This window comes from Nitrosopumilus ureiphilus (assembly GCF_013407185.1).
GTDB classification, from domain to species: domain Archaea; phylum Thermoproteota; class Nitrososphaeria; order Nitrososphaerales; family Nitrosopumilaceae; genus Nitrosopumilus; species Nitrosopumilus ureiphilus.
On record NZ_CP026995.1, the window covers coordinates 399993 to 419057 of the forward strand.

The 19065-nt window shown below is 33.1% G+C and carries 18 protein-coding genes; 5 read left to right on the forward strand and 13 right to left on the reverse strand.

The genetic code is table 11. The features are described 5' to 3' along the window. Positions 1-451 precede the first annotated feature (451 nt). Positions 452-760: a hypothetical protein gene (locus C5F50_RS02225; RefSeq protein WP_179372083.1), complete on the reverse strand. Its 309-nt coding sequence runs from the start codon at positions 758-760 to the stop codon at positions 452-454. Between the two features lie 682 nt (positions 761-1442). Here C5F50_RS02225 and C5F50_RS02230 point away from each other — a divergent pair. The 4 genes from C5F50_RS02230 (at position 1443) to C5F50_RS02245 (ending at position 8395) form a co-directional block, all read left to right on the forward strand. Further along, entirely contained in the window at positions 1443-1598 is a 156-nt protein-coding gene (locus tag C5F50_RS02230) for a hypothetical protein (RefSeq protein WP_179372084.1), read from the forward strand. 24 nt (positions 1599-1622) lie between these two features. Beyond that, the gene (locus C5F50_RS02235) at positions 1623-2996 is read left to right on the forward strand and encodes a hypothetical protein (protein ID WP_179372085.1); all 1374 of its coding nucleotides are present in this window, start codon (positions 1623-1625) and stop codon (positions 2994-2996) included. A gap of 78 nt (positions 2997-3074) precedes the next feature. Beyond that, positions 3075-3293 carry a hypothetical protein gene (locus tag C5F50_RS02240; protein WP_179372086.1) on the forward strand — a complete coding sequence of 73 codons (219 nt, stop codon included), beginning with the start codon at positions 3075-3077 and terminating at the stop codon, positions 3291-3293. Beyond that, on the forward strand, positions 3290-8395 hold the full coding sequence (locus C5F50_RS02245) for a hypothetical protein (RefSeq protein WP_179372087.1): 5106 nt from the start codon (positions 3290-3292) through the stop codon (positions 8393-8395). Before C5F50_RS02240 ends, C5F50_RS02245 begins: the two co-directional genes overlap by 4 nt. A gap of 229 nt (positions 8396-8624) precedes the next feature. Here C5F50_RS02245 and C5F50_RS02250 read toward each other — a convergent pair whose 3' ends face one another. The 4 genes from C5F50_RS02250 to C5F50_RS02265 are packed head-to-tail and all read right to left on the reverse strand — an operon-like array spanning position 8625 to position 10413. Further along, positions 8625-8972: a hypothetical protein gene (locus tag C5F50_RS02250; RefSeq protein WP_179372088.1), complete on the reverse strand. Its 348-nt coding sequence runs from the start codon at positions 8970-8972 to the stop codon at positions 8625-8627. A 40-nt stretch (positions 8973-9012) separates the two neighbouring features. Further along, complete coding sequence (locus tag C5F50_RS02255; protein ID WP_179372089.1) at positions 9013-9774, reverse strand: class I SAM-dependent methyltransferase; 762 nt, start codon at positions 9772-9774, stop codon at positions 9013-9015. Positions 9775-9799: 25 nt separating this feature from the next. Beyond that, positions 9800-10069, reverse strand: coding sequence for a stationary phase-response protein (locus C5F50_RS02260; protein WP_179372090.1), 270 nt, complete (start codon positions 10067-10069; stop codon positions 9800-9802). A 35-nt stretch (positions 10070-10104) separates the two neighbouring features. Continuing rightward, positions 10105-10413, reverse strand: coding sequence for a Rieske (2Fe-2S) protein (locus tag C5F50_RS02265; RefSeq protein ID WP_179372091.1), 309 nt, complete (start codon positions 10411-10413; stop codon positions 10105-10107). 51 nt (positions 10414-10464) lie between these two features. Between C5F50_RS02265 and C5F50_RS02270 the strand changes: the two genes are divergently transcribed. Continuing rightward, positions 10465-11241 carry a GNAT family N-acetyltransferase gene (locus C5F50_RS02270; RefSeq protein ID WP_179372876.1) on the forward strand — a complete coding sequence of 259 codons (777 nt, stop codon included), beginning with the start codon at positions 10465-10467 and terminating at the stop codon, positions 11239-11241. Here C5F50_RS02270 and C5F50_RS02275 read toward each other — a convergent pair. Genes C5F50_RS02275 through eno form a run of 8 tightly spaced genes read right to left on the reverse strand, consistent with a single transcriptional unit; the run spans position 11238 to position 19064 of the window. Further along, the gene (locus tag C5F50_RS02275) at positions 11238-12107 is read right to left on the reverse strand and encodes a fumarylacetoacetate hydrolase family protein (protein WP_179372092.1); all 870 of its coding nucleotides are present in this window, start codon (positions 12105-12107) and stop codon (positions 11238-11240) included. The genes C5F50_RS02270 and C5F50_RS02275 overlap by 4 nt on opposite strands. Before the next feature lie 6 nt (positions 12108-12113). Next, positions 12114-13823 carry a glutamate--tRNA ligase gene (gene gltX, locus C5F50_RS02280; protein WP_179372093.1) on the reverse strand — a complete coding sequence of 570 codons (1710 nt, stop codon included), beginning with the start codon at positions 13821-13823 and terminating at the stop codon, positions 12114-12116. A 20-nt stretch (positions 13824-13843) separates the two neighbouring features. After that, entirely contained in the window at positions 13844-14824 is a 981-nt protein-coding gene (locus C5F50_RS02285; protein ID WP_179372094.1) for a polyprenyl synthetase family protein, read from the reverse strand. Continuing rightward, complete coding sequence (gene idi / locus C5F50_RS02290) at positions 14811-15461, reverse strand: isopentenyl-diphosphate Delta-isomerase (protein WP_179372095.1); 651 nt, start codon at positions 15459-15461, stop codon at positions 14811-14813. Before idi ends, C5F50_RS02285 begins: the two co-directional genes overlap by 14 nt. Beyond that, positions 15454-16206 carry an isopentenyl phosphate kinase gene (locus tag C5F50_RS02295; RefSeq protein WP_179372096.1) on the reverse strand — a complete coding sequence of 251 codons (753 nt, stop codon included), beginning with the start codon at positions 16204-16206 and terminating at the stop codon, positions 15454-15456. Before C5F50_RS02295 ends, idi begins: the two co-directional genes overlap by 8 nt. Before the next feature lie 23 nt (positions 16207-16229). Next, entirely contained in the window at positions 16230-17171 is a 942-nt protein-coding gene (gene mvk, locus C5F50_RS02300) for a mevalonate kinase (protein WP_179372097.1), read from the reverse strand. Positions 17172-17194: 23 nt separating this feature from the next. Then, complete coding sequence (rpsB, locus tag C5F50_RS02305; protein WP_048117790.1) at positions 17195-17818, reverse strand: 30S ribosomal protein S2; 624 nt, start codon at positions 17816-17818, stop codon at positions 17195-17197. Positions 17819-17825: 7 nt separating this feature from the next. After that, positions 17826-19064: a phosphopyruvate hydratase gene (gene eno / locus C5F50_RS02310; protein WP_179372098.1), complete on the reverse strand. Its 1239-nt coding sequence runs from the start codon at positions 19062-19064 to the stop codon at positions 17826-17828. Between the last annotated feature and the right edge of the window lies 1 nt (position 19065).

A 19065-nucleotide genomic window follows, 5' to 3' on the forward strand; every position in this document is an offset into this window, starting at 1 on the left:
ATTTAATTCAGAATACTGGTCAAATTGAGATTTTGAGCATTTTTGCGAAGGAGTGTTAAACTAGTTTGACAAATCCCGCCGAGGGCGCTTAAATTAAAAAATAACTTGAATCCAATAAGACTTAGTTCTATACGGATGCTATTTCTGGATTCGATTATGGCGTCAGATAAATACTCTAATCCTCTTGTGGTATCTAGAACTAGTTTGATATTCTCAAATGTATAATTCATCAAAATTTAGAATTTCGTTGTTTTAAGCGTAATTGCATTCAAAATACTCACTATAAAAATAGTAAAATTCACGTGGACCTATCTGTTATCGTCCTTTTTTATAAAAATGACATTTGTTAGTAAATTAAACTTTGAATATTCCTGTTCAGATTTGCTTTTTGTTTTCATGTAATAATGAAGTTAACGCTGATAATTGTAAAAAAAATTAGAAATATTCAGATTTATTTTTCTGTTTCACTAATGTTAGGGTCTTGTTCTTCTGTAGATTTCAATTTGAACTTATCAGAATCAAAATTTTGATGTTCAGAATTTTCTGTTGTATTTTCTTGTTTGGTTGGCATATCTAATTTATTAATCTCATTGAAGGGATTGATTTTTTTAGATGAGATCTGAGAACTGTTTGTCATATTTTTCTCAATTGATTGTTGTATGTAGTTACTTCTGTCAATAAAGATATTGCCAAATCTCTTATTTGCACGAGCTCTCAAATCTCGTAGACCATCTCTTACTGGGGTATCTGAATCTTTCATCAGCATATTATTGCACTTTGTAATAGTTAAATCTTGTTCTTTTTATTTTTTCAACATAAATTATTTTTTTAATGCTTCTAATCAAAAAAATTCTGTTTTATAAAATAATCAAGAACTTAATTACATCTACATTTTTTTATTAGACATGAGTTTTTTAAAAACTTTAAAAAAATTTTTAAAATAAAAAACAAACAACTTGTTTGAATGTATTAGTTATAATTTCTAATTAGCATAAGATTAAAATCAAAGTTTGTTGTTATAGAATCATTGAAACAAAAAGTTATTTTACAAAATGAATCAAGCAATTATTTCTCAGAACATCAAAATTTCAAACAGAAAAACTGGTTCAGTTCTGTTTGCATTATGATTAAAAATAAAATTACGTTTGAACAAATTACTGATGCTCTAAATTCTTTGAAAAGCGAGAGAATAAAGGTAAATCATCTGTGTCCCTCGAGGGCCCATCAAAATTTTTCAAGATCCTTTGACAGCCTAATCCCCATTCCTATATGGCTAGAACTATTTTGGAAATAAAAATGGAACCACAATACTATTCAAAAACAGTTGATAATATGATATGAATCTAAATTGATTTATCTTAGTTATTTTAATTCGGACCATTGAAAAAAGCATGCCACAAATCAAGTGGTATGAACATATAACTCTCCATCTGTTATATGTCATGTCAACTATAATACTGTACAAACATAACCCTGCCCCGACCAAGACAGTTTCTCTGATTGAAAGTGATGCCAAAAACGCTCTTCCAATCAGAATTACTGCAACAGATATCGTTGGTCTGACATGGATTTTTCAAGATAATAATGAAAATGTTTAAAAAATTGATGATGGAAAAATAACAATGAACAATAAATCAACATTTCTAATACTTACAATCGCGTCATTAACCGTACTGCTTATTTCACAAATGCCATCAGATGCATTTGCAGATGTAATTTCTCCAAAAAAACAAACTAAAATTGGAATTAATCACATTGATATTATTTGCAAGGCAAATTTAGTCAAAGTATACAGAACTAATGCAGATAGTTTTGACTGTTTTACTCCCTCAACTGCTGAAAAATTAATTAAAATGGGAATCACTAAAGATATTCCAAAAGATAAACTTGACGCAAAAAACTCATTTAGGCAAAATCCTTCCCTTGGAACTGTAACTGGACTATCCACTGTGAAACAATATGGTTCAGAAGGAAAATTATCCAGTAATCCTAGGGTAATATCCTATCTTTATGTCTTTGAGGTTTGTGCAAATGATAAAACCATAAGAGCACCTGAAGTACTGATCAAATCAGATAGTGAAGCAAAGACTGTAAAACTTGCACAAAAGATTGTAGCAAACACATGTTATACAAGTACTGCAATTATAAAAGCAACGAATTCAGATTCTATATCTGCATCACTTACAAACAAGGGAATGGTGACTGACAAAATAACTGAACTGGAGATAAATGTTGCAGATTTGCAGCAAAAATTATCTGTTTTGAAAAAGAGTCTTTCAGATGTAGCAAAAAAAGATCCTATGACACTTGATGATGATGCAAGAAAGAAAATATCAGATACAACAAATGAAATTAGCACATTGAGAACCCAACTTAATCAAGCAAAGGGCGAACTAAACAAGTATCTATTTGCACTAAATGCTCCACCACAATTAAAGCCATCAGACTTTACCAAACAAGTTTTGACATTTACTGGAGTTCCACTAAAAGACACCACTACCAATATAATGAGTATTTCCAGACAGACCCCCGGAAACACAGACAAACCTGATACGACAACAGGTTTGAAATTATACAATGTAGTCTTTGAGGCATGTACGGGAAATGATGTTTTACGAGCACCTGAGGTTAAAGTGACATCTGACAATGAAGAAAAAGTAATCAGAATTGCTGAAAAAATAATTGCCAACTCTTGCCAAATGTCAACTGTCAAAATAAATGCCAAAGATACCAAATCCATAACACTAGAGATTGCAAACAGATCTGATATTTCTGCCAAAATAGTCGAACTTGACAAAATGATAGAAACACTCTCTGCTGAACAAAGAACATTACAAGTGGAACTAAACAAACTAGTTGTACAATCTGAAAAACCTGTGGGCTATGAACAAAAAGTAACAGATCTTTCAAACAAGATAATTAAATTGAGAAATGAAATCAATGATGCTAAATTCAAAATGTATGGAATCATGTATGAGATTTACAAGACTCTATAAATCAATAATGTTGATTTTTATGCAAAGAATCTTTTTTAATAATCATTCCTTAAGTATGATAGTCACAGGAAAATAGCCATGACAAACAAAATAATTTTTGTAGTATTTTTCATTATGTCTCTATTATCACTAGGTACAGTTACAGGATCACTGAATTTGATTCAGTCAGCTAATACATTGAAGGGACAAGGTGTATCAACTGCACAATATGATTACATAAATTATAAAACACAAATCTTTGCGAAAAATCCTAACAACACATTCGTCGAAATATTTGAAGAGGTAGTTGCCAAATGAAAAAACATGTTAAAATAAATTCAATATTTCTTTTTGTTCTAATTCTTGCTGGCAGTGTTGTCACTAATAATTTTTCTAATGTCCATGCACAAAACCCTAACCTCTATGTATCTGCTGAAAATTCTCAGTTTCAAAATAGAGTATCTGGTCCACAAGTCATTGAGGTTGTAATTCGTGATCAAAACATTAGTGATACTGATGAGGGAAAGGGAGAACCTGATGTAACAATTAATGGAAAAGATCTACGAATGATTCAGGCAACTGATGGTAATTGGTATGGTTATTTTTCAGATAGAAAACAAGCCCAGATTGCTGATAGCACAGTTGGTATGACCGGAAAAGGGCTTGACTTTGGAACATTCTGTTCTCGAAATACCTCCATCCTCGGTGTTTCTGTTTCTGATACTGAGGGAATTGCAATACCTGTAAGCGGTTCTGGTATTGGAGGGGAAAATGGCATCAATCCTCCGAATCAAATTTTGCAGGACTGTTCTTTGTCTTCTCCATACTCAAAAAACTCGATTAATGTGGTGAGACAAGCAAAGGCCATGAATCCAGGAACTGGAAATGTTAAACTTGGACAAATTGGTCTGGTCTCTCAAGATCTATGGCCATTTATCCAACTCTATGATTTTTCAAAAGGTGGAAATGTGATCATTCAATACAATAGGGGAGGTGGGCCTCAACAGACTATACTTACATTTGATACTGCAGAAAAGTTAGTCAAACATGAACTTGACAGATCAATTTATCCTAGATCATCTGACGTTAATCTCAAAATAACTGATCTTACTCTTAACATTGATCCTACCGATGAGGATTCATGGTCATTTGGAACTTCTTCTTCAAATCCATCCACTTACTATTTGCTTTATGAAGAATCTGGAAAACTTGATTCTGATGGAACTGCGGGGGCTGTCAACTTGGTACCTTATCTGAATTCTATGATGTTCAAAGATAATGGAGTTCTAAAGATCAATCCTAATACACAGGGACAAACAAATGTAATAACTATCAAAGACAATGATAATTCTGAAACGAATGGGGATGGTGAAATTGACATCTCTCTTATTTCAACTGCATCCGGCTCAATTGGAGCAGGTAAACAACCCGTGACAATTACCGAAACAACACCTAACAGTGGTATTTTCACTACCTATGATCCGAATAATGATTCTGTTCTAATCACAACTCAGAATGCACAAAGAGGCACATCTGCAACTATAGACTATAATAAAAAACCAATAACACTACTAATTGGATTTGGCAAGGGTACAATATCCCTTGATGAAAAACTAAAAGGAACTGAATGGAATTCTGGCGAAGAAATGCCCGTTATCTTAGTTGATTCTGATTCAAACAAAAATAATCTAGAAAAAGAAGATCTTGATCTGTTTAATCCTGCATACAAGGCAATTCCAGCTTTGAGTACAGGTGATCCATTTACGTTAGGCGAAAGTGGAGTTGGAGATGCATCAAAAATCCAATCATCATTTCTTTCTGGATTCACTCTTACTCCTGTATCTGACAAGTTTACTTTGACGTCTTCAAATTTAGGCACTAACACAAAAACATCAGTAGAGAAATTTAGCGATAGAGCAAGAATTGATCCGATAACAACAGCTAACATTAATGCACTTGTAATTGATCTTAAAGCACCTCTCAAAGAACTTTATAATTCTATTAACAATCCGTTTGACTCTTCAAAAAATTTTAGAGGATTAAACATGTTTAACTATGACATTCGTTCTTTGAATAGTACCATAGATAATGTGGATATTTACTTATTAGTAGATGAATCTTCTTCTGGCATACTTGATTCTTCTGGCAATCCAACAAATAATTTATCCGCAATAAAAATTGTATCCGATAACCGTCTTCAGAATTTGATCAATCTCAATTCTACAAAACAAGTTTCTAATCCACAAACATTGCATTCTAATCTATTCTCTCAATCATTTACTGGAAACGAACCAATAGGACTGCTATTTACTTTTACACCCATCCAAAATATTGGTACGCAAACAAGACCTATTGTTGCTGATTTCTTTTCATATGGTATTCTAAATGATGGTCTCTCAAAGCAAGATCGAATTGCAAATCAAATTGTACGTGTAGAGATGGAGGAATTGACAAAAAACTCTGGAAAGTTTAGAGGAAGCCTTGAGTACATTATGTTAAACCAGTTGAATATTTTTGATTCAACAACATACGAAAAAATAATTCCTATTGATGATGAACCTGTCTTTCTTATGATTGATGAATTAAAAGGTAATGATGCTCCAAGAATTAATTATGATGATTTAGGAACTGATGGAGTACAAACTGCAGTTTCAGATCAACAAGATGTACTTACTCACATGGGAATTGTAGTACTTTCAGTAAAAACATTCAAGCCCGGTGATACAGTTGGTGTGAATCTATTTGATAAGGATCTTAATGTCGATTCTGACCTTGTAGATATTTACACGGTAGTTGACCCTGCAAAATTCCCTGGTGATTTAGCAGCTGATACTATAGGGCTGCCAAATTTGGGACAGATTAAAAATGAGCCATTTGGAAGATTGTTAGAAATAACATTTGATGATGAACGTTGGTTAAAATCCACTATATTACACAATGGCAAATCCTGTCTCCCAATATCTAAAAGTGATGGATTAGCATCAACTGGTTTTACACTTGTTGAAACTGGAAGACAGACAGGAGAGTTTGTAGGAAATTTCAAGATTCCCGCTCAATACTGTTCTCGAAATGACGGTGGCATAGTAAAATCTACCACTGGAGTTGATATTGGTGCCAGATATTATGATTTTAGGGGGCAATCAAGTCAAGCTGCAATTACTAGTGCCAGTGCATCTGTTGGTGCAACAAGTGGAATTGTTAAACTAGATAGAACTAGTTATCCTGTACCGATAGGTTCTGTTTCAGACTTTTTTAATTCAGGTAAATCTTCATCAACTGGACCTGATGGGCGTTCCATTTTTCCATATCATCTAACAGCAATTACAAAAAATGGTGATACAAAGTCAATAGATTCTGGAGAAGAGATAGGACCTAAAGATACAATTCTTTATGTTCAAATTCATGATGCTGACTATAACTTGTCTCCTAATGGAGAAGACAAAATCTCACAAAACATTGTAGGGTCTAATGGGCCAGTAAAAGTATTAGTGAATAGAGGTTCTTCTAGCGTACTTTTGGCTACTGCTGGTGGTGAAGAAGTCAAACAAGGAGTCATCACCATTGGCAAGAGCATAAAAAGCGGAGTCACCCGGGAACTGGGTCCAATTGTAGAAACTGCTCCTGGTTCTGGAATATTTCAGTTTAATTTACCAATAAGATATGTGGATGGTCCAGCTTCTACAAAATGTCCAGTTACCCCTGATTCTGGATTCACAAAACTAGACAAAACAAAAACTGGTATTCTCTCGCGATTTGATTTATCTCCATCTAGTGGTAGTTATTGTATAATGCAAGGTGATGTGATTACTGTAGAATATTCTGATCAAACAGATGCATCAGGTTCTCAAAGAACTGTGACTAGTTCAGCTGCATTTGATCTTAGAATTGGAACATTACAATCTGATAGACAGTCTTACATTATCGGACGTGATGCTTTGATTACATTAATTGATCCAGATCTTAACTTTGATGCTAAAAAGGCAGAAACCCATTCACTTGATGTATTAGAATGGGATTCAGATAATGTAAGAGTTACAATGGGAAATCTTGGCGGCACTATAACACAAAATGGCAAGATTTTTGATTCACGCCCCTTTGGATTACGTGAGACTGGGGACTCAACTGGAATATTTCAAACTATCATTGAAATTCCTTCACAGATAGATGGCAAACCTCTTGATAGAGATGAGACGATTGAAATCACATATACTGATTGGGGAACAGCAGGTTCTGATTTTGTTGGGCAAAATGATCAAAAAATAGAATTGAAATTCTATACCTCTAATTTTCAATCTTTGATCACATTAGATAAGAAAGTGTATTCTTGGACGGACAAAGTATATGTTACAATTGTAGCCCCCGATCATAATTTTGATGTGAATAAAATTGATGAAATAGGGACAAAATCCACAAATGAAATCAAAATATCTACTAGATCAAACAAACTTTCACAATACAAACTTGTAGAAACTGGTACAGACACTGGAATATTTACAGGTGAAATAATAATGACAGGATTCAAACACGATGCTGATGGTAATCCCAGAACAGGTGATATTGATGGTATGGACACAATGCCCAGAACCGAACCAAAAAGTAACGGTGGACCAACTAATGGATTCTTAGAATCAAAAAATGACGATGGGTTAACTGTGTCGTTTCAATATAGTGATAAAAAAACCACCACATCTTCAGCTTTGATTAGATGGAATATTGGTACTATAGAATGGGTTCAAGGAATAACTTCTGCTAATGGAGATGGCATAATTCGAGTGATTGATCCTGATATGAATCTCAACCCTGAAACAGTAAACAACTTTTCAATAGATGTATGGTCTGATTCAGATCTTGGTGGAATTGATCTTACAGTAACAGAAACTGGACAAGCTACCGGTATCTTTGAAGGGTATGTTACATTCAGTACAAACGATCAATCATCAGGTAGTCGATTACGAGTAAATGAGGGTGATTATGTTACTGCAAGATACGAAGATCACACTTTGCCAAAACCCTATACAAGAGCTGACGAACTTAAAATTTCATCAAATACAATTGTTGGTCCTGTCGTCCCCTCATTGGAGCGTGTACCTATTTTTAATCCTAGAATTGTTGATTCATTTGGTAGTATGATCAATCAAGTTAAAGTAGATCAACAGATTCAGATTACTGCTGATATATCAAACAACAATATTACAAACCAGCCTTTCACTTATCTGATTCAAATTCGTGATTCATCAAACACTGTGACTTCCTTATCATGGATTTCTGGTAATCTTGAAAAAGAACAATCTTTTTCACCTTCTGTATCGTGGATTCCTGCAAATGCTGGAAACTACTCCACAACAGTTTTTGTTTGGAATAGCTTAGATAATCCAATTGCTCTTAGCCCTGTAGTTGAATTTACCATTAATGTAATCTAGTTTCTCATGATCTCTGATTCAGAATCTGTTTCAGGTAATTGAAGCCAAACCATGTGTTAAATGGCTAAATGTTACTGTAAATGCCGGTAGCACTTCATACAATGAATGACATGCATTTACCGTTAGTTATTCTGTGGCAACAGGATAGTAAATTAGATCGTCTATTTTTATGCTTAAAACTGGAAGGGTCTTGAACTAATTTGACAAATCACCTAAGGAACACATACTTTTAGAATATTCCGAATTTACTTGATTCCATCTCTTCTTTTATGGCAATTTTGAATCTAGGCGATTTACTCTCCAGATTCTTTGTTAACCAAGTAAGAAACTTTTTTTCCATTCCCTTTCCTTTTAATTTTTCAAAATCTGAGCCCATCATCTCTACCAATTTTTGCACAAGTGATCTATTCACACTAAGTACAAAAAAGTGCCAACCAAAGGCAAATTCTGAATCTGTCATTACAAAGTCCTCTTCACCATGAACCATTTCTTCTAAAAGTGATAGTTGATGAGTTAACGCTTTACTAGTTTTATCGTAATCTACTGCAGAAACGTTGATGTTAATTTTGCCTTCCATGCTTAATTCATGTAAAAACAAAATAAAAAGATTGCATGAATTACTCATTTAATAGATGTTCAAAATCAATATCGAAATTCATTTTCATTAATTTGATGTATGTTTGAATTGATTCTGGAATTTCTTCACCACACGCAACTCCTAACTTTTTTGCATTTATCCAAATCATCAAAGTTTGAATAATTGTCAAAAATCGATCATTTCGAATCTCTGGTGTTCCAATAGATTTTGTATATCTTTCTGCAAATTCCCATGCGGTGACGAAATCTATGCATTTTACACCAAAAATAGATAATAGTTGCTCTTGCATGTTTTCAGCTCTTTTGAGTGGGGTCTTATTGATAATGTATGGAAAATTAACTTTATCTGGAAGGCAATCTGGAAGCGGCCCCCAAATTGTAATTATTTTTGTTTCTGGTTTAAGAGTTTCAAATTTCTCCATCATTTTATTTATTATGTTTTCATCTGTAAACCAAAATAAAATAACTGATGCTTCTGAAATATCTGAATCTTCGATATTACTGCAAATGAGTTGTCCTTGAAGATTCCTCTCTTTGAGATGAACTCTGGCATCTTGAATTTTTTCAGAATTGTTATCTATCCCAACAGCTTTTTTTACATTAAATTCTTTAATTGCAATCTCAATTCCTTTTTCATTACCGCAACCTAAATGATAAAAAACATCATTTTTCCCTAAACCCACAAACTTAAAAATCTCTCTAAAAGATTTTTCTGGGAGCTGAACATCTTCACCACTGAGTATGTTCTCAGGAAGTGTTTCTAAATATTCTTCAATTTTCAATATTAAGTATGATGCAAACGAGAATTTATTCCCTTATGCTTTCTAATTTTGAAACTGCTTGCCATAATTGAGTTCTAACATATGATGGCATGTTCGGATCTTGTGTAACATCATCTAATAGACTAATTGTATTTGCAGCTCTTACTGATAATGAATATTCTTCGTTATTCAAATCTGTAATTAAATCTGTTATTGACTTTTTTATTGTCTTTGGAGTTGAATTGCTAACAACAATTTGATTTAGTGTATCAATAGCTTCTTTCATAGATTCTTTATTCTGAGTATTATCGACCATTTTATTACATTTTATTAAAAATTAGAGGTATATAGTTACATCTCTACAAATATGCTATCTGATTCTACAACAACATTGTATGATGTTAAATCTCTTATTTTTGCTGGGAATTTTACCAGTTTTCCTGTTTTACAATCAAACTGTGCTGCATGCCAGCCACATGTAATTACGCATCCATCTAATTTTCCTTCAGATAAACTTGAACCAGAATGAGTACAAGAATCATCTGTGGCACAATAGTCCCCATCAATATTTGCAACTAAAATATCTCTTCCATCAATAGAGACTTTGATCATCTTTCCAGGAGGAATATCTGATGTTTTTCCAGCTATAATTTTCCCCATTGCAGTTATTATCTAACAATTCTTAATATTTTTTCGTATACGGTGAAAATGATGATCAGAGAGGCTAAAACTAAAGATAAAATTCCAATTCTAAAATTTTGTAAAAATACTTTTTCTTGGGGTGACTATATTGAACAAGTTTGGGATTCTTGGCTATCTGAAGGCAATCTTTTCGTATTTGAAAAACAGTTACCTGTTGGAATCTGTCATGCATTTTACTCAAAAGACCAGATTTGGATTGAAGGTATTCGCATTGATCCTAATTTCCGGCGACAAAAAATTGCCTCAGAACTAGTAATGAATGCTGAATTAGTAGGTAAAGAAAAGAATGCTTCCCTTTCGTATATGCTAATTGACACCCAAAATTTTTCATCTTTGAACATGGCACATTCTTTAGATTATGAAATATTTCAAACCTGGAATTTTTATTCACTGTCTCCAAAAAGAAGCCTTAGTCATAAAATACAATTTGAAAAATCACTCAATCCCAAATTTTACCATCATTATGTAAAATCTTGGAGATGGCTTCCGATTGATGATTACACTCTTTCTCAATTTTATGAGGACAAAAAAATTATCAAATCTTCTAGTTTCGATAATGATTCAATTGCAATTATTACTGATTCAGAACATTTTGATAAAACTTTGATTGTTACATTATTTTCAGGTTCAGAGAATTCTGTTTTGGAAATAATTTCATTTTTACAAAACCATGCAATTGAAAAAAATTATGAAAGAATACAAATTTTAACAAAAGAACACTTACCAGCATTTGATTCGTTAGAACATAAAATTTCATTTCATTTGATGAAAAAATCTTTAGTTTAATCTGACTTGACAAACTTAATCGTGTTGTTTAAAATTCCAAGACCTTCTATCTCCATCGCTACTTTATCACCATCTTTCAAAAATACTGCATTTGGTTTGTTTAGCATTACTCCAGCTGGAGTCCCTGTGGAAATAATATCTCCTTTTTCTAAAGTCATTACCTTGGAGATTTTTGAAACAATTTCTGGAATTTTAATGAACATATTGCTTGTAGAAGAATTCTGTCTTAATTCTCCGTTAATTTTAGTTGTTAACTTTAGATTTTGTGCGTCTTTGACTTCGTCTACTGTTGTAATCCATGGTCCACAAGGTGCAAATGAATCAAAACTTTTGCCTCTAGTGAATTGTCTATCTTTGAATTGAATATCTCTGGCAGACACATCATTGAAAATCATGTATCCAAATATTGCACTTGATGCATCTTTCACGCTAATATTTTTGCAGTTTTTTCCAATTATCAAGGCTAATTCTATTTCATAATCTAATTGTTTTACAAAATCTGGGCATATAATGTCTGATTCAGTGCTGTTGAGTGCTGTTCTTGGTTTTATTACAATGGCAGGATCTTCTGGCGCTTCCAATCCTTGTTCTTTTGCATGATCTACATAATTAAATGCCAAACAGATAATTTTATTTGGATTTGGTATTGGAGACAACAACTTGTATTTTGAAATATTTTCTGTATATGGTAAATCGTTAATTTTATTTTTAATTTCATCATACCAACCATCAAAAAGAAAATCTTTCACATTTTGTGGAATTGGAACCCCTGTTAGGTAAGTGATCTCGTCTTTTGTAGATACTTTATCCCCATTTACAAAACCATATGTTTCATTATTCTCATATGATAATCGTGCTATTTTCATAATTAATCACTTGTGTGTGAAAATTGATTGATTCTGTGAATCTTTTCTACAATATCCAAATCTAACAAATTGAATTTCTTCTCCTTCTTTTAATTGTAGATAATGTGGTTCTGTATAGACATCTAATTCCTCCAAACTTTCTTCGTTAAACTCATCTTCAATGAATAATGTCTTTGGAATGATCATCTTAATTTCATGTGCAGTTTTTTGAGGGACCCATTGTATTTTTGTAATGCCTTTTGTATCGCCATCATTGATTAACTCTCCTTCAAATTCTGAACCAATTTTTTTAATAATTATATTTCCTAATCCTAAAAGCCTTATTTTGGTTCCCTCTTTGAAATTCTTAGCATCCTCTCCAGAAATATAGAAATTTTCATCGATCACAATTTTTCTCTTACCCATGTCGTTAATTGGATGATTTGGAATTTCTACTGATGACATAGGCAGATTTTTGACTACTAACTTTTTTACATCACTTACCATGAACAGCCTTATGCTTTTGGCATCTACAAACTTTCGATTGAATGCTTCGAGAGCATCAAATGGAGCAAGAGTATTTGCTTTTGTTAGTCCTAATGACATGATAAATTTTCTAATGGCTTCAGGTTTTATTCCTCTTCTTCTTAATGCTTCAAGAGTTGGTAATCTTGGATCATCGTACCATGAAACCTTTCCTTCCTCAATCAATGGCTTGATAATTCTTTTTGAAATTGGCATTCCTTTGAATTCTAATCTTGAGAAAAATCCTTGTTGCGGTTTACGCATGTTTAGGGCATCTAAAATCTCATCAATCAATTCTTTTCTAAGTTCGAATTCTTTTGAACGAAAAGCATGTGTGACACCGTCAACACTGTCTTCAATTGCTACTGCCATATCATAGCTAGGCCAAATTCTAAATTTTTCACCTAATGTGTAATGCTTCCCATCAATTATTCTGAATAATACTGGATCTCTCATAACTGCATTGTCTGCTTTCATATCTCCACGAAATCTAACAATAGCCTCACCTGCTTTGTATTTTGTATTCATTTTTTCCCAATTTTTATTATTTTTATCAATATCACTCATACTGCATTTGCAATCTTTTCTTTCTCTTCTGTTCTTACTGATGTCCTCTCTTTTACAAGTACAAACATACGCCTTTCCAGAATTTAATAACTCCAAACCTTTCTCATAAAATATCTCCATATCATCTGAAGTATTTTTTACTATATCAAATTCTATGCCTAACCATTCTAGTCCAACTTTGATGGCTGCATGGTATTCCATTCGTTCTGCTTCAGGATTGGTATCATCCATTCTTAGGATAAATTTTCCACCATACATCTTTGCATATTCTGAATTAATTATAGCAGCTTTTGCATGTCCTATGTGTGGGTAGCCATTAGGTTCTGGAGGGAATCTTGTAACAACTTTTCCTTGAACTGCTCCTTTTAATTCTGGAAGTCCTTCTCTCTCCTCAATTTTTTCCTTAGGTGTCAAAAGTTCTGGAAAATTTTCATTAATTTCTTTTTCTTGTTCTTCAGATGATAATTGGTTAATTGAATTAACAATTTCAGAAATATCTTTTGTGATTTCTTTTACTTTACTTCGATATTCTGGTTTTGTCCCCAGAATTTTTCCCAAAATTATTTTATCTTGAGTTTTTCCTCCGTGCTCATATGCATTTTGAAGTGATAATTTTCTAACTTCTTTTCTTAATTCTTCATCCATGCCTGTTTTCCTTATTGCAACTATACACTTCTTTTAACTACAAAATCCAATAATGATATGAGTTCTGCTTTAGCAGGGCCCGAGTATTTTGATAGAGATTTTTCAGCCTTGTCTGCATATTTTAGAGCCTGTTTTCTTACATTTTTCTCGATATTTAGAGAACGAATTACATCTACGGCCTTGCTGAGATCATTTTTTGAAATTTTTGAATTTCCAAATGCCTTTAAAATTACTTTTTTATCATTACCCTTTGCTGACTTTATTGCCATTAAAATTGGAAGTGATTTTTTACCCTCTCTTAGATCATTTCCCACAGGTTTCTTTGTAATCTTAGGATCTCCCATTACTCCAATAAGATCATCTGTAATCTGGAATGCAATTCCTAAATTTCTTCCAAATGATGATAGATTTGATATGTCATCAGCATTGTTTGTTGCACATATTGCCCCCATTGCACATGATACATCAAACAATGCAGCTGTTTTTTTGCTAACCATTGTGATGTAATCTGCTTGTGTTGGAATTTTTCCTTCCTCTGCCATTTTTACATCAAGTAACTGACCTTCACATACATCCACACATGCTTTAGCAAGTCTGGAAACTAAATGAGTTATAGCACTTGATGATAATTTAGAATCTGTGATTAATTGAAATGCTTTTGAAAATAAAACATCTCCTGCAAGAATTGCGATAGGCATTCCAAATTTTTTGTGGACTGTAGGAACTCCATGACGCATTTCATCATTATCCATAATATCATCGTGAACTAAAGTAAAGTTATGAACCATTTCTACGGCACTTGCAGCTGGCATGGCCTTGAAACTTTTTCCACCTAAAATTTGACAACTTCTAATAACCATGTATGGTCTAAGTCTTTTTCCTCCATTTACAATTAGGTGTCCTGCTGCATCATAGAGTTTTTTTGGATTTCCTTTTAGCTTTGAATTAAGATACTTGTTTATTGTTTTAGCATTTTTTTCAATTTGTTTAGTTTTTTTCATTTACTAATCTCCATTTTTCCTTTGGTAAATGACTCTTGATTGCTTTCTGCAATCCTTCATGAGTTTCACTATTCATCCATGTAGATAAGACATTTGCATACTTTTCAAGCATTGATTGTTCAGATTTCTCAAGTAATTCTAATGCGATAAGCATCCATGGACAATAATTTTGAGGGTTTGTGTTTAATTCTGAGAGTAGCTCTTTTGTTGAAATCCACTTAATTTCATCTATCTCTCCCTCAATCTCTTTTAACTCTGTGGATTTGTCAATTATCCCAATCAATGTTCCGCAAATTTCATTTTCAGAACCTATGTCTTTGTAGGGGACATGATACTCAAATTTGTGGAGATAGTCCAGCTTTCCTGTAATTCCTAATTCTTCAGGCATTCTTCTTTCACCTGATGATACATATGTCTCTGATTCTCTTGGATGGCTTGCAAATGTTCCGTCCCAATCGTTTGGCCAGAGCATTTTTTCCTTTGCACGTCTTGTAAGAACGAGTCTTCCATCCCTATCAAATAATAATGCAGTAAATGCTCTGTGAAGTTTTCCATCTGGTAAATGACACTTTACTTTTTCTTCATTACCTATTGGGTTATCGTTTTCATCAACTAAAATCACAAATTCTTCAGACATTTCTTTTACTCCTAAACAATGTCCCTTCAAATTTCCTATTTTTAACCGCTTTTACAATTCTTTCCGGCTTGTTTCCATTTACGAAGAACACATTGATTCCCATTTTTGAAATTTTTGTTGCTTCCTCCACCTTTCTAGTCATGCCTCCTGTCACATCCATCTTATTTTCTGAAATTGAAGGTATCTCATCATGTAATTCATAAATTAATTTTTTTGATTTTAGATCTGAATACAATCCATCTTCATTTAATGCAAAAATACAGAGTCTAGGTTTTAGTATTTTTGCAAGATGAGTCATAATCTTATCTCCTGATAAAATGAATGTTTTATTCTGACCGTACCACAAGGCATCTCCGTATGTAACTGGAATTAATTCTGCCTTGGCAATTTTTTCAATCTCTTTGATTTTTTTTATAATTGGTTTATTTCCTGACATAAAATCTGTTGGTGGCAAACAATATGGATTTAATTTATTTTGTAACAATGAATCTAAAATTATTTTATTTAATTCAATCATCGAATTTTTAACAATTGCAACTCCTCTTGGATCATATTTCCCACCTTTAGTGTGCATGTCATATTTTACAGACCAATAATGTCCATAAGAGCCACCACCATGAACAATAATTATCGGCTCACTGATTTTCTTTAAACTCTTTGAAAGATTACTGATTGTTTTTTTCCTAGGCGATAATGGTTTTTCTTTATTTGTGATGATTGAACCTCCTAGTTTTATTAGAATCATGATGTTCGAAATTATTTAGTCAATTAAAAAGTATCCAGTCCTTTGAAATCAATTTTCACTGAAAAGCAATCATAATTGTTGTCTTTGAATTGTTTGATCGTATTATCTAAATTTGATTTATCTGTTAAAGCAAAAATACATCCTCCTCCACCTGCACCCGTGATTTTTGCTCCAAAAGATCTGTTTTTACCTATTTTGACCATGTCTCTTAATTTATCGTTTGAAATTCCTATTTTTTCAAGATATTCTTGATTCTGAATGACTTTATTCCCTATTTCTTTGATATTGTTATCTTTTAATTCCTTCAAAACATCCTCAATCAATTCGGATTCATTCCTACATAATGTGGAAAACTCTTCTTCGTTTTTTGCTTTGAATTCCTTTACTGCTGCAACAATGGTTTCTGTTGAATGTTCGATGTTTGAATTTGCAATTACTAAATGGAAATTAGGTTGAGATTCTATTGTAGTAAATCCACTCTCTTTATCATACTCCATTATCCCACCATATGTGCAAACAGTACAATCTGCCCCTGAAGTATTCTGAAAAATTGTTTTTTCAGCTTCAATTGCCAGTTTTAGGATTTCTTCTTTGGTTGTATCTGCAAATAATCTAGAAATTGCTGCAGCTCCTGCAACACAACAAGCAGATGACGAACCTAAACCTACCCCTAATGGGATCTCTGATTCTATTATGATCTCAATTCCTATGTCATGATTTTTTATTATTTTATTTGCTAAATAATAAAATGGTTTTAGTGGAGAATTAATTTCTGAAAGTGATATGTTTTTCTCTAATTCTAATTTCCCAATGTTCGATTTGATAGAAATTTTTCTCTCTTTTGTTTTTTCTGCAGTAACTGTGATTCTTTTATCTATGGCACAAAGAATAGCTTTGATTCCATATACTACAAAATGTTCTCCAAAAAGAATTACTTTTCCTGGTGCAGAAGCTTTAGATTTCAAGTGAATACTAAATTCTGATTGAATTATTCGATTTCCTCTTCGGTAATCTTTGTTTCAAAATCATCAATTTCATATTTCATTGATTCGTCTTCCTTTAACTCTCCTCTTTCAATGAGAACTTGACGTACAAGTAACCAGTAAACTGTAGCAAGAGCTTTTCTTCCTCTATTGTTTGCAGGAATAATTACATCTAGATTCGATGTAATGTTATCTGTATTTGCAATTCCTATGATTGGAATTCCTGCATTGGTTGCTTCAATAATGGCTTGTTCATCAACTTGAGGATCTGAAATTAAGACTAATTTTGGTTCAATGTAATATGGTAATGATGGATTTGTTAATGTTCCAGGCATAAATCTTCCAAGAAGTTTCTTTGAATTTAACATCTCACAGAATTTCTCAATTGGTGTTTCTGCATATTGCCTGCCTGAGCAAACTATGAGATTATCTGCTCCTAATCTGTTGATGAATTTGGCTGCAGTTTTAATTTTCTCCAACGTGATGTCTAAATCAAGCATGTAAAGTCCTTCAGGACTGGCTTTGGTGATGAATGATTTCATGAATTTTGTCTTTACTTGAGTTCCTACTCTGATTCCAGTAGCTAGGATCTTCTTTTTAATGTCAGTTGTCTCTGCTTGTTGGCTCATGACGATTTTAAATCTCTACCATACCGCGTATTAAATCATGCTCTGAGAGGCGCAATAATTCATTTAATTTTGCCACTCTTTCTCCTCCCACCACTCCTACTTTGAGCATTTTTGACTTTGTAGCAAGACCAATGTGGGAAATCTGTGAATCATTAGATTCACCCGATCTATGTGATGTGATTAATTTGATATTGTTTTGATTTGCAACACTGGCAAATTCAAGTGCATCATAAAGACTACCTGCTTGGTTTACTTTGAGAATTGCAGCATTACATGATTTTAAGCCAATTGCTTTTGTCAAAATGTCTTTATTTGTAACTGTTAAATCATCTCCTGTAACCAACATGTCTGGGAATTTTGCTGTCAATTCTGCCATATCCTCAAACGCCTCTTCATGAACTGCATCCTCTGCATAAATCAGTTTGAATTTTTCAATAATGCCTGCTGCAAAATCTATTTGTTCTCCAGGAGAATTTTCGAATCCTGCTCTATCATAAACATATTTTCCTTTTTCTTCGTTCCATTGTGTGGATGATGCAAAATCTACTCCTAATGATACTTCTTTACCTAATGTGAATCCTAAATTCTCACAAGCTTTTGTAGAAACTTCTAATGCTTTTATATTTTCTAATTTTGGTGCCCATCCTCCTTCATCTCCTCTCCCATTTGTAAAATGAGGATCTTCTTTTTCTAAAACACTACGTAGTTCTTTGTGAACTAACAAATTTGTTTCAATTGCATCTTCGATTGTTTTTGAACCTGTAGCACAAATCAGAATCTCTTGAATATCAGGTGTTCCAGGACCTGCATGTGCTCCGCCACCTAGAATATTTCCTATTGGAAATGGAAATTTGAATGATGATTCTGATGATAATGTTTGAAACAGTTCCTGACCTAAAGCTTTTGATGCTGATTCCATTGATGCAATTGTAACTGCAAAAGCTAATGCTCCACCTATACTCGAATAATTTGAAGAACTATCCAAACTTTTCAGAGCATCATGAATTTCCTTAAGATCTGAGGACTCTAAACCAATGAATTTTTGAGCATTTTCCTTTAGAATTTTTAGGCTCACTTCTGGTTTTCCATTGGGAAAACTAACTGCTTCATATTTTCCTACACTTGCTCCTGAAGGTGCACAGACTCTGCCTAGAAATTTTCCATCAGATTCTATATCTACCTCGATAGTTTTTGTTCCTCTGCTATTGTATAGAACACGTCCCTCAATTGAGGATATTTTGGCCAAG

Coding starts and splice junctions, on each gene's coding strand:
- C5F50_RS02225 (WP_179372083.1), bottom strand. CDS start 760: ATGAAAGATTCAGATACCCCAGTAAGAGATGGTCTACGAGATTTGAGA.
- C5F50_RS02230 (WP_179372084.1), top strand. CDS start 1,443: ATGTCAACTATAATACTGTACAAACATAACCCTGCCCCGACCAAGACA.
- C5F50_RS02235 (WP_179372085.1), top strand. CDS start 1,623: ATGAACAATAAATCAACATTTCTAATACTTACAATCGCGTCATTAACC.
- C5F50_RS02240 (WP_179372086.1), top strand. CDS start 3,075: ATGACAAACAAAATAATTTTTGTAGTATTTTTCATTATGTCTCTATTA.
- C5F50_RS02245 (WP_179372087.1), top strand. CDS start 3,290: ATGAAAAAACATGTTAAAATAAATTCAATATTTCTTTTTGTTCTAATT.
- C5F50_RS02250 (WP_179372088.1), bottom strand. CDS start 8,972: ATGGAAGGCAAAATTAACATCAACGTTTCTGCAGTAGATTACGATAAA.
- C5F50_RS02260 (WP_179372090.1), bottom strand. CDS start 10,069: ATGGTCGATAATACTCAGAATAAAGAATCTATGAAAGAAGCTATTGAT.
- C5F50_RS02265 (WP_179372091.1), bottom strand. CDS start 10,413: ATGGGGAAAATTATAGCTGGAAAAACATCAGATATTCCTCCTGGAAAG.
- C5F50_RS02270 (WP_179372876.1), top strand. CDS start 10,465: ATGATCAGAGAGGCTAAAACTAAAGATAAAATTCCAATTCTAAAATTT.
- C5F50_RS02275 (WP_179372092.1), bottom strand. CDS start 12,107: ATGAAAATAGCACGATTATCATATGAGAATAATGAAACATATGGTTTT.
- gltX (WP_179372093.1), bottom strand. CDS start 13,823: ATGGATGAAGAATTAAGAAAAGAAGTTAGAAAATTATCACTTCAAAAT.
- C5F50_RS02285 (WP_179372094.1), bottom strand. CDS start 14,824: ATGAAAAAAACTAAACAAATTGAAAAAAATGCTAAAACAATAAACAAG.
- idi (WP_179372095.1), bottom strand. CDS start 15,461: ATGTCTGAAGAATTTGTGATTTTAGTTGATGAAAACGATAACCCAATA.
- C5F50_RS02295 (WP_179372096.1), bottom strand. CDS start 16,206: ATGATTCTAATAAAACTAGGAGGTTCAATCATCACAAATAAAGAAAAA.
- rpsB (WP_048117790.1), bottom strand. CDS start 17,818: ATGAGCCAACAAGCAGAGACAACTGACATTAAAAAGAAGATCCTAGCT.